This window comes from Halorubrum cibi (genome assembly GCF_900182635.1).
GTDB classification, from domain to species: Archaea; Halobacteriota; Halobacteria; order Halobacteriales; family Haloferacaceae; genus Halorubrum; species Halorubrum cibi.
Map to the genome: position 1 here is coordinate 233,132 of NZ_FXTD01000005.1, position 10,511 is coordinate 243,642.

Genomic DNA, 10,511 nt, shown 5'->3' on the forward strand with positions numbered 1-10,511 from the left:
GGTCTTCGACCGAGACGATGCCACGGGAACAGTATCAGACGAAACTGGAGAACCTCCGCGACGACGTGCTCTACATGAGCGAACTCGTCGCCGATCGGCTCAGGATGGGTCTCGACGCCCTCGAGCGTCGGGACGCCGAACTCGGCGAGCGCGTGATCACGGGCGACGCCGAAGTCAACCAGCTCTATCTGGAGTTGGAACAGCAGTGTACGGACCTCATCGCGCTTCAACAGCCGGTCGCCGGGGACCTGCGGTTCATTGCGGCCTCGTTCAAGATCATCACCGACCTCGAGCGGATCGCCGACCTCGCGACCAACCTCGGCGAGTACGCCGGCCAGGCCGAACGGGAGGTGTTCCCCGACGTCGACGTCCAGCGGATCGGCGACGACACCCTGGAGATGCTCGACGTCGCGATGACGGCCTACGCGGAATCCGACCCGGATCGGTGTCACGCGGTCGCCGAGATGGACGACGACCTCGACGCCGCCTGCGAGACGGCGAGCGACCTCGTCGTGCGGGACCTGATAGAACAGGACGACCTCGGCGAGGAGGGTGACGTGGAGGCGACGATGGCGAACGTCTCCCGGCTGCTGTTGACGATTCGAGACCTCGAACGCGTGGGGGACCACGCGGTCAACATCGCCGCCCGCGCGCTGTACATGATCGAGAACGACGACGAGCTGCTGTACTGATCCCGACCGCCGTACCGACGCTCCCCCGCCGACCGCGTCTTCCGACGCGTACATATCGCGCCCCGACGAGAAGCGCACATGAGCACGTACACCACCGACGTTCCCGTTCGCTTTCGCGACATCGACGCGATGGGACACGTGAACAACGCCGTGTACGCGACGTACCTCGAACAGGCACGGACCGACTACTTCCGGGACGTCCTCTCGGCGGACCTCTCGGGCGTCGCGACCGTCCTCGCGTCGGTGTCGATCCAGTTCCGTCGGCCGGTGGAACTGGAAGACGGCGCGGTGTCCGTCGAGGTCGACGTGCCCGAACTCGGCGAGTCGAGCGTGCCGATGACCTACGAGATCCGGACGGGAGGAGACGTGGTCGCCGAGGCGGAGTCCGTCCAGGTCGCAGTCGACGAGGAGGGCTCCTCGCGCCCGATCCCCGAGGAGTACCGGGAGGCGATCGAGACGTATCACGGACTCTGAGCCGGACACGCAACACACGAGGTCCGAGCCGGACACGTACCTTCTTGCCTGCGCGGACCCACGCTTCACGCATGCCGATCCGACTGTACGCCCTCGAGGGATGTCCGTGGTGTGAGAAGGTTCACGACGCGCTCGCCGACGCCGGGATCGAATACGAGACGACGTGGGTCGACGCGTTACACTCCGACCGCGACGAGGTGAAACGCGTGAGCGGCCAGCGCGGCGTCCCCGTCCTGGTCGACGAGGAGCGCGGGGTGACGATGGCCGAGAGCGCGAACGTCCTCGAGTACGTCGAGCGAACGCTCGCATGACGATCTACACCGGCCGCGGCGACGACGGCGAGACGGATCTCCGCGACATGAGCCGGGTGTCGAAGTCCAGCCCCCGGATCGAGGCGTACGGCACCGTCGACGAGGCGAACGCGCTGATCGGGACCGTCCGTCCAACCGGCCACGACGACGTCGACGCCCTGTTAGAGACCGTCCAGAACCACCTCCACGTGGTCCAGGCCGACCTCGCGAACCCCGACCCGTCCCCCGACGACCCGGCGGTCGAGGCGGAACACGTCGAGTCGTTGGAGGCGCGGATCGACGAGTTCGACGAGGAGCTGGAACCGCTGCGGTCGTTCGTGCTCCCCGGCGGCGGGCGGGCGGGTGCGGCGCTTCATCACGCTCGAACGGTGGTCCGTCGCGCGGAGCGCCGGACCGTCGATCTCGCCCGCTCCGAGCCGATAAACGAGACCGTCGTGAGCTACCTCAACCGGCTCTCGGACCTGCTGTTCACGCTCGGCCGGGTCGCGAACGCGCGCGACGAAGAGCCCGAGGAGTCGCCGTCGTACTGACCGGGCGCACCCGCTTCGACGGCACCTCCACAAAGCATATATTAGTCCTTCACCAAAGGACAGATATGAGCAAGCACTTCGAAGACGCGCGATACTACTTGGGTCGGGCGGCGGAGCACGCGAAGGCGGGCGTCAAGGAGGAACTCGAACCGCTCCAGGATCGAGTCTCGAAGCTCGTCGGCGATGAGCCCGAGGAGGAGCCGGAACCGTCGCGATTGGAGAAGCTCCAGGCGGACCTGAAGGAGCTCGAGGAGCGCGCCGAGGGCGAGGCTCGCGAGGCCGTGGAGTCGGCACGCGAGCGCGTCGAGGCGTACCGCAAGCGCGACGCGGAGTGAATCGCCCGAGTGGACGACCGAGGCGGCGACTGATCTCCCGCGCCTCGCGTCGCAGGATCGGCTCTCCGCTTTTTTATCCCATCCGATCGCTCGGCGGTCGGACGGCGTACACGATCCCTTCGCGCTCGAACAGCTCTCGGAGCCGGCGGATTCCCTCCTCGGCGTCGACGTCTTCCGCGCGGTAGTGTCGAACGGGGTGACGGATCCACGAGGGCTCCCAGTGAGCGTACATGTCGGTCGTCTCTCGGTCCGATCCGACGAACAGGCCGATGTGGAGTTGCTGGTCGCTCGCGAGCGCCCCGTCGGGATACCGCGCCCAACTGGCGACGGTGGTCTCCGGATCCGTCTCGTACGACCGGTACTTCAGGGAGGAAACGAGGTTGCGAACGAACCCCAGCCTGTGGAGTCGCGCTTCGAGGAGCCGGTACGGCTCGTGAACGGTCACCGCGTACTGTTCGTTCGGCGTGTTCCGTTCCGCGTAGAGTCCGACGAGCGAGAGCGGGAGGTGGAGGACGCTCGCCACGAGTCGCCGGAGGCGTTCGAGCGGGCGAAGCGCGTGGGTCATGGGACCGTCATCGACGCGATCCGACTTGAATGTGAGCGACAAAGCAACGCTTAAGTCCCGACATCGGAAACGGTGTATCGTACGGGTCGGTGGTCTAGTCCGGTTATGACGGCTCCTTCACACGGAGCAGGTCGGCGGTTCGAATCCGCCCCGACCCACTGAATTCTCGGACGGACCGTAAGGGTCCGTTCTCACCCGTTACAGAGCGCGTAGCGGCAGATTCGTTATATTCTGGGTGGTTTCCGTGGCTCGCTGAGACACGGATTCCATTAGGCTGTCGAACGGGGGTCAGCGCCGCCCGTCGGTTCCGGAGATTGATAGTGTGGCGAGGGTTAAGAATGGCAAGAATTCACACTAACCCAGTTAGAGTGATCCACTTGTCTCATCTCAAGAGAGATTCAAGGGGAAACGACGAAGTAAAGATGACAAAAGGACTCTAACAATCGATCTCAGCATTGCTAATAGGAGAAGGTCGTTTGGTTAAGTCCCTTGAGATAGAGATCTAGGAAAGAATCCTCAAATACAGCTAGACCCTCATCCAAATCTTCGAAATCGAATTCATTGAGAACTGGCTCTGTTGAAATCCTTAGCAGCTGATAGGACCGGAATACGAGATACAGAGGGTGTACTCAGCACGACAGTCTCGTGTATTCTCCAGCATTCGTGCCGAGGCAGCCACGGGAAAAACTGGTACAAGAGGTACAAGAACAGTAGATTCGAAAGGTCCTCTATCGCCAGGTGACGAGCCCGTGACCGAGGTGGAACTCCACAAGTGTCCTGGGCTGGCCCATCTACGGCCGACCTGTCTGTGGCGGTGCTGCCGTAGTGTACGTCTGGACAACAGCAATTTAACACGAGACACAGCAATCGGTTACACCACGACGGTCACTCGTCGGCACGACGAATCTCGGCGAGTGCGGTGGCAACGTGGGCAGCGCTCGCGTCGATCCCAGCCCGCCTGACGAGCGCAGACTCGTCCTCCCCGACAAGGTCGGGAATCGACTGTTCTCCGAGGTCGTCGACAAGTGCGGACACACCATCACTGTTCCCATCCGCCCAGAGTTGTCGGTGCTGGACGCCGACCCCGAAGGCGGTCTCGTCGTCGACTGTGGCTTTCGCGATGTGGACGAGGAGTGTCCTGACGTCGCCCGACTCGTCTTCGACAAGCCCAAGGTACGACAACAGCGGCGTCGATTTGTCGAACAGCCGTGAGGACCGCGAGCCGACTTCGGCAGGTGGGACGACCCAGGACACGTTCGACCCAAGCCCACTGGCCGAGAGCATGCCCGACTCGGCGAGGTAGCGGCCACCTCGCTCAGTGACGAACGTCTCCTCGGAGATCTCGGCGAGTGGGTTGAACGACTCCCCTTCCACCGACACTGTCGGCGTTGTGAACACTGACATTGTCGTCGCCGTCCGGTCGACCCACTGCTCGTCGAGTGGCTGTAGATACGCAAAGCCCCTGCCGGAACCCACGTCGAACGACTCCTCTGCGTCGAAGAGAGCGGTTCCGGCCACCGTGACGAAGACGCCGCTCACGTCGAACTCGGTGAGTTCCTCGGCGTTGGCGAACGGCATCTCGTCGCCAACGCCGAGATGCGCGATGCGTTTCGGGTCTCGTTTCAGGCCGACGGCTCCTCCCATACAGAACTGTCTCGACGTTCTGTAATAAAATCGTGGGGACACGTGACGTGGAGTAGTACGTCTGCCAGTCGATTGCTGGCACGGAGCCCGATCGGATGGACCGATCCTTCGACACCAGCGATTTGCCGTCGGTGCGACCCCTCGAACCGCTACGACGGTTGCTCGTCGGTGAGCGATTTTACGTGGATGGCCGCTGGACAGGAACACGACGTCCCGCAATCCGGGCAGTAGATGCGGTCGTGGTAGAACCCCTCGACCGTGCTGACGTGTGTGAACCCGAGCTTGGGCGAGAGCCCACTGGAGTCGACGTGGTCGTCGCGTCGCCAGAGCGCCGCCAACATCACGGAGACGCGTTCACTCGCCCACTTGAGGCTCTGCCGGACCAGTGCGGTCGCCACACCCGCCGACTGCCACTCGGAGGTCACACCCAGCATGTGGATGAGGGCGATCCGGGTCGGCAGCGAATCCACGATCGGGTGGTCACGAAGGTAGGACTGTAGGAACCGCCGGTCGACCTCTGCCGCGAAGAGGAAACCGACGACGTCGGCGGCTGGGGCGGTTGCGACCCAACACCGGGCCGGCGCATCGCCGATCGTGAGGTCAAGCCAGCGATCCGCTTCGCCATCGGGCGGCCCGAACGACTCGGCCCAGAGGCGTCGAATTGCTTGGCGGTCATCTGCGTCGGCCGGCCGAAGCGTCCAAGTCCCGGCTGGCATGCGAGTCAGGACTGGAAAGAGAAGACGGCGTTCTCGGGGACGAACGTGCCCTCGGCGAACACCTGTGTCGGCTCGTTGAGTGTGACCCGACCGTCGGATTCCCGGTCGCCCCACCGGATGGCGTCGCCAGTAGCGACGGCGAGGATATCCGTCGACCCGATTGTCCCATCGGAGACTGCCTCCGCCGGGTACAAGAGGCTGAGTTCGGCCGTAGGAACCGATTCGAACGGCGCTGCGTCGTCCGTCGGTGTGATGTCGGAACCCGCGATCGCGTCCCCGCCTCCGACCCCACGGACGGGGCTGTTGCTGGCCCACGTAGCCATGGGGGCGTCGCTCTCTGCCCAGCGCGCTTCCTCAGAGGGTGCGGGCTCTGACTTGCCATCAGAGAACACTGTGAGTGTGCTCTCGGCGGTCACGGAGCCTTCGAGCGGCCCGACGGACTGGCTTCGTGTCTCAGAGAACGTCTCCGTGCTCGTCTGTTCGAACCCGAGTTCGTCCGTCAACGCCCGCGTCCCTTCGACGCCGCTCGCCCGGAACGTCTGCGACGCGATGTCTCCACACCCTGCGAGACCGACCCCGCCGAGAACGGCCGCAGTACGGAGCATCGACCGCCGGTCGAGTCGGTTGTCGGCTTCGCGATCGTGAGTTGGCATATGGTTCACGTGTCGTGAGACAATATAGTTCTGTTTGCGAGGGTATCGGCACGAACGTGTCCGGCCCCAGACGCTGACGACGGTTGTATGCTCGGCGGCCACACGCTCTGATCGTGACGACCAACCAGCTCAAGTGAACCCCTTCGGGGGCGACCGACTCGCGCTCTGTAAGTAGTACGGCCTCGACGAACTATCAGTGACCAAGGATTTCAACAAAGCGTGAGAACTGATTCTACTTCTTCTACTAATTTGCTAAACTCTCCCTGGTCGCCGAGCTGTCTGAGGCGAATTTCCTTTAATGCTAGTCTTAAGCTCATAGAGTGGTGATCCTCCTGAAGGATACCTCTTGGAGGGAGAGATAATTCGTGGTTCGAATAGAGAGACTGTAGATTCTTTTTCGGGTTATCATAATATGGGTTCATAGAAAGGGCCTGTTTGAATGCGGCCTCAGCCTGTTCATATTTCCCCGCTCTGCTGTAGACAGCACCTGCCGTATTCTGAAGCAGATGGCTGTCCGAGGTTCTAAGATGCTCTTCGGTTAGGCTCAAAGCGTCCTCTATCCGAGAATCCTTCAGTAAAACGGATACTAAGTTATTGATCGCCTCTTCTTGTCTCTCGCCGCCTAGCTTGAGCCCCCTCCTCAAATAACGCTCAGCCTCCTCCAGTTCATCTTCCTTTAGATATGTGATCCCTAAGTTAACAAGAGGTGACGCATACGAAGAATTCAGTTGAATAGCATAATTAAATTGCTTCTTTGCTTGTTCTGTATACTCTAGCTCTCGAAGGATGTTCCCATAGGTGTTTCTCGATTCTGAGCTATAGGGATCTAAGTTAAGTGCGGTTTCGATATGACTTTTCGCGCGAGATAGCTCGCCAAGTTGTACAAGGACTTCTGCTTGGTCGTGGTGGGCAACAGGGCGATTGGGGTCCAGTTCAAGTGCCTTATCAAGATACGCCTCCGCTTGGTGAACCTCCCCCTGGTTTGAAAGCAGTTTTCCGTAAACTGCGTTAAGGCTCGGGTTTGTTGGATGGGCCTGGAGAGCTTGAAGTAAAACTCTCTCCGAATCCTCGTACTCTCCGATTTGAATGAGGTAATTTCCGTAGTTCGCTCTTGGGTAGAGGATTGTTGGTGAGTTCTCAGCAGTAGCTGGAAGTCACAGCGGGCAAGGGTGACGCGACCGCGTCACCCGACGAACAATGTTCCCTATCAAGACGTTCGTCTCGGAGCGTCGGGCGTCCGGACGGGGGCTCGTCCCCGAGCGGTTCCTTCACGGCTGTGCGGTGGCACCGGTTCCAAGCGGATCCTGTACTCGCAGTGGCGGTCATCCACGGTCTCCCAGGGACGAACTGTTCGGGGACGTCCTCACCTTCCCTTCCACGATCTTGATGAACCTCTCGCTCGTCATCTCGTATCGTGTATAACCGTCCGACGTTCGCTCCCGATCGACGGTAGCAACGACATCGCCGTCAACCTGAATCTCCCACGCATCGCCGTGGGCAACGTCAAGACCCATCAGCTGTATCTCGACGCCGTAGGCCGTCTCTAGTTCGTCAGCAAGCGGCGGGACGAGCGTGCCGTCCACAAGCCGTGGTGGTTGATACGGGGGGAGGTCGTGCTCTCTGAACTCCACGACTGCGTCACGCCACCAATCTGGTAGGCGATTGATGTCGACATTCGCGTACGGATCGTCCCCGTCAAGCAACTCCGGCGGTTCAATGCTGTCCCGTAGTGGTTGTTCTCGCTGTGTCGAGACATTCATTGTACGAAGGGTCTGGTTAGCTGTGGCGGGCACATCTTGTTTCGAAACGGTGGAACTACAGCTCAACGTAGACTTCGCCGTCCCGAACGTGGACGTCGTACGTCGGCAATCGGTAATCGTTGCTCGCCGTGTGAGTGCCGTCGGTGATGTCGAACTCCCACCCGTGCCACGGGCACGCGACGATCTCGTCTTCACACGCCCAGACGAGTTCGTCGTCCTCGTCGACATCGAGGGTTCCGCCCAGCAGGCCCTCACAGGCCGGTCCCCCTTGATGTGTACAGTAGTTCGACAGCGCGTGGAGTTCGCCGTTCGAGTGGAAGACGGCTATCTCTCGTCCCGAGACTTCGACGATGATGCGCTCACCGTCGGCGATGTCCTCGGCTGCGATAACATGGTGTAGATCGTCCCAGTCTGGTTCAGGTTGTGTGGATTCACTCATCGTCAGTCGAAAGCGTACACCCGCTCTGCGGTCTTACCGTAGATGTTCTGTATCTCCTCGTTGGAGAACTCCGAACGGAGCATCTTCAGTAGCTCTCCGGTGTTGTCGAAGTCGAAGTGCGGATAGTCTGAGGAGAACATCAGACTGTTCTCGCCTTCGAAGTGTCGAATCGTCTCCGTGAGGTACGCCGGGTCGTCCAGCCCTTCGACGGGCTGACTCGTCACGTAGAACTGGTCTTTGAGGTACTCACTGGGGCGTTTCTCGAGCATCGGCGCGTCCCACTTCGCACCCATATAGTCGTGATCGAACCGCCGCATGAAGTACGGGTACCAGCCGAGCCCCGACTCTTGGATGACGAATGTTAGATCGGGGAACCGTTCGGGAACACCCCGAGTCAACATGTCCGCCAAGTTCGTCTGGTGCATCATGTTGTGCGAGGTCGCATGAACGGGAAGCGCCCGATCCATCGCCTGCCACGTCGACGGGAACCGTGTCATCATCGTTCCGGCGGCGTTATGCATCTTGATCGGTAGTCCAGCCCGCTCGCACGCGTCGTAAAGTGGGTAGTAGGACTCGTGGCCGAGGAGCGGATCGACCGACCCGCTCGGAATCATCACCGCCGCGATGCCATCCTCGTCGGCGCGGCGTTCGACCTCTTCGGCCGCCTTCTGTGGCTTCTGCGGGGCGACGAGAGCAGCCCCGTACAGGCCGTCGTCGGGGTCGACAATCTCGTCGAGGAGCCAGTTGTTATATGCCGTCGCAAGCGCAGCGGCGAGGTCGTCATGGTGAACTCCCCCAAGATAGAGGTTCTGCGTGGGGGTGATTATCGCTTTGTCCCACTCCACGAGGTCCCTCCCCGTTTGGATGTCCTCTTTGGTACGGACGGTTTCGGAGTCGGCTTTCCCGATTGTCACCGAGTACACCATCCCATGGGCGGGGTAGACGCGGCCGAGGTACCCGTAGTCGTCACCCTGCTGGCTGTTCAACAGCTCGTCGAACGGGCTCTCGAGGTACGGGAGGATGTCTTCTTGCCGCTCAGTCAGGTGGAAGTCGGTGTCGACGATAACCTCCAAGTCGTCAATCGACCGGATTCGCCGTTCCGTGGTGGAACTCATACGAACCACATGGTCGATTGCACGTATATACACCAGGGCAATTCACGACGACGGAACACGTCTTAGAGGGTTTCTAACGCCTCTGTGAGCGTTCTCACTTCATCGATCGCCGAGAGAGGGAACGTGCCTGGGACACACACCGATCCGAGCAGCCAAGGGCGAACGAAAAGTAACGGGGGCTCGTTGAAGAACGTGAGCACTTTCGTGAAACGATATTCAGATCTGTTTCGTATTGGCGAAAGCATTTTGTGAGTGCTATACACTGTATTATCCGATGGAGGAGTGGAAACCAGGCGGTACCAGCCCTGAATCAAGAGGATCGACGATACAAAGTATCGACACGTCGTTCGCTATCGTTACAGCCCTCCGCGAGTCTGACGGGATGGGTGTGACCGAACTCGCCGAGAAGACGGGGCTCTCGAAGAGTTCAGTCCACAAGCACCTCCGGTCACTGATGAAACATGGTTGCGTAGTGAAAGAGAATGAGAAGTACCAGCTTGGGCTCCGGTATCTCGACCTGGGCGCACACGTTCGCGAACAGTATTCTGGGTCGACGGAAATTAAACATAAAATCCGCGATCTCGCGGCGGAGACGGGAGAGAGCGCCCAGTTCGCCGTCGAAGAGCGCGGCCACGCGGTCGTCCTCCACCGTGAAGTCAGTCACGGCGGTGTCTATTCTCGGGGTCGAGAGGGTCGTCATTTCCATATGCACCAGACGGCCGCGGGAAAGGCGATCCTCTCACGCTACTCCGACCAGTGGGTTCGCGAGATCGTCGACCGTTATGGCCTCCCAGCGGCGACACCACAGACCATCAACGACGAAGCAGCTCTGTTCGACGAGCTTGCGGATATCAGGGACCGTGGCGTCGCGTTCAATAGCGAGGAGAGCACCGAAGGGCTCCGATCGGTGGCCGTTCCTGTTACGGGACCCGACGGTGGCGTCCTCGGTGCGCTGGCTGTCGCGGGACCGACACACCGCCTCACTGGCGAGCGATTGGAGCGGGAACTCCCGGATCTCGTCCGAAGCGTCGTGAACGAGGTCGAGTTGAACCTCGCCCATTCGTGATACATAGTGCAAGCGCATACCCGCGACTTTAGGCGCGGGAGGAGGTCAATTTCTCCCAAGAACGTCATCAGACGAACTCGGTCGAGTGAGGCCCATTATTCAAATTAGTTTATTTTTGCTGTGTTGAATAGATGCTGAGTCACGGTCACAGCGGCTCACACAGCGGTTCTATGTTGGTGATGGCGAACATCAAGACAATCTCACGGAACTG

14 protein-coding genes, 1 tRNA gene and 1 pseudogene are annotated in these 10,511 nt (G+C 60.6%); 7 read left to right on the forward strand and 9 right to left on the reverse strand.

All coding sequences use genetic code 11. The features are described from left to right. The first annotated feature begins 17 nt into the window (after positions 1 to 17). From phoU to FN829_RS08640, 5 genes are all read left to right on the forward strand, one after another. Positions 18 to 692, forward strand: a complete 675-nt coding sequence (phoU, locus tag FN829_RS08620; protein ID WP_142986566.1) for a phosphate signaling complex protein PhoU — start codon at positions 18 to 20, stop codon at positions 690 to 692. Between the two features lie 78 nt (positions 693 to 770). After that, on the forward strand, positions 771 to 1,166 hold the full coding sequence (locus tag FN829_RS08625) for an acyl-CoA thioesterase (RefSeq protein WP_142986567.1): 396 nt from the start codon (positions 771 to 773) through the stop codon (positions 1,164 to 1,166). A gap of 71 nt (positions 1,167 to 1,237) precedes the next feature. Next, positions 1,238 to 1,477, forward strand: a complete 240-nt coding sequence (locus FN829_RS08630) for a glutaredoxin family protein (protein ID WP_142986568.1) — start codon at positions 1,238 to 1,240, stop codon at positions 1,475 to 1,477. After that, positions 1,474 to 2,007: a cob(I)yrinic acid a,c-diamide adenosyltransferase gene (locus FN829_RS08635; RefSeq protein ID WP_142986569.1), complete on the forward strand. Its 534-nt coding sequence runs from the start codon at positions 1,474 to 1,476 to the stop codon at positions 2,005 to 2,007. The genes FN829_RS08630 and FN829_RS08635 overlap by 4 nt, the downstream gene beginning before the upstream one ends. A gap of 65 nt (positions 2,008 to 2,072) precedes the next feature. Continuing rightward, the gene (locus FN829_RS08640) at positions 2,073 to 2,342 is read left to right on the forward strand and encodes a DUF7553 family protein (RefSeq protein ID WP_142986570.1); all 270 of its coding nucleotides are present in this window, start codon (positions 2,073 to 2,075) and stop codon (positions 2,340 to 2,342) included. Between the two features lie 73 nt (positions 2,343 to 2,415). On the opposite strand, the gene FN829_RS08645 is transcribed toward FN829_RS08640, so the two are convergent. Then, complete coding sequence (locus FN829_RS08645; RefSeq protein ID WP_142986571.1) at positions 2,416 to 2,907, reverse strand: hypothetical protein; 492 nt, start codon at positions 2,905 to 2,907, stop codon at positions 2,416 to 2,418. Between the two features lie 83 nt (positions 2,908 to 2,990). Between FN829_RS08645 and FN829_RS08650 the strand changes: the two genes are divergently transcribed. Beyond that, positions 2,991 to 3,065 (forward strand) — tRNA-Val (locus tag FN829_RS08650). Positions 3,066 to 3,792: 727 nt separating this feature from the next. Here the strand turns inward: FN829_RS08650 and FN829_RS08655 are convergent. The 8 genes and pseudogenes from FN829_RS08655 to FN829_RS08690 form a co-directional block, all read right to left on the reverse strand. Further along, positions 3,793 to 4,551, reverse strand: coding sequence for a DUF6517 family protein (locus FN829_RS08655; RefSeq protein ID WP_142986572.1), 759 nt, complete (start codon positions 4,549 to 4,551; stop codon positions 3,793 to 3,795). A gap of 149 nt (positions 4,552 to 4,700) precedes the next feature. Continuing rightward, entirely contained in the window at positions 4,701 to 5,267 is a 567-nt protein-coding gene (locus FN829_RS08660; protein ID WP_142986573.1) for a GNAT family N-acetyltransferase, read from the reverse strand. 5 nt (positions 5,268 to 5,272) lie between these two features. Further along, positions 5,273 to 6,022, reverse strand: a complete 750-nt coding sequence (locus tag FN829_RS08665; protein WP_185955721.1) for a DUF6517 family protein — start codon at positions 6,020 to 6,022, stop codon at positions 5,273 to 5,275. 107 nt (positions 6,023 to 6,129) lie between these two features. After that, entirely contained in the window at positions 6,130 to 6,564 is a 435-nt protein-coding gene (locus FN829_RS08670) for a tetratricopeptide repeat protein (protein ID WP_185955722.1), read from the reverse strand. Between the two features lie 189 nt (positions 6,565 to 6,753). After that, positions 6,754 to 7,044 (reverse strand): annotated as a pseudogene (locus tag FN829_RS16425) (tetratricopeptide repeat protein); the annotation flags it as partial. Between the two features lie 198 nt (positions 7,045 to 7,242). Continuing rightward, positions 7,243 to 7,680: a hypothetical protein gene (locus FN829_RS08680; RefSeq protein ID WP_142986576.1), complete on the reverse strand. Its 438-nt coding sequence runs from the start codon at positions 7,678 to 7,680 to the stop codon at positions 7,243 to 7,245. Between the two features lie 55 nt (positions 7,681 to 7,735). Further along, a complete protein-coding gene (locus FN829_RS08685) occupies positions 7,736 to 8,119 on the reverse strand; it encodes a Rieske (2Fe-2S) protein (protein WP_142986577.1) in 384 nt (127 codons plus the stop codon). A 2-nt stretch (positions 8,120 to 8,121) separates the two neighbouring features. Then, positions 8,122 to 9,234: an amidohydrolase family protein gene (locus FN829_RS08690; protein WP_142986578.1), complete on the reverse strand. Its 1,113-nt coding sequence runs from the start codon at positions 9,232 to 9,234 to the stop codon at positions 8,122 to 8,124. Between the two features lie 274 nt (positions 9,235 to 9,508). Here FN829_RS08690 and FN829_RS08695 point away from each other — a divergent pair, with 274 nt between their 5' ends. Then, positions 9,509 to 10,300 (forward strand): IclR family transcriptional regulator, encoded by a 792-nt coding sequence (locus FN829_RS08695; protein ID WP_142986579.1) that lies wholly within the window; start codon positions 9,509 to 9,511, stop codon positions 10,298 to 10,300. Positions 10,301 to 10,511 lie beyond the last annotated feature (211 nt).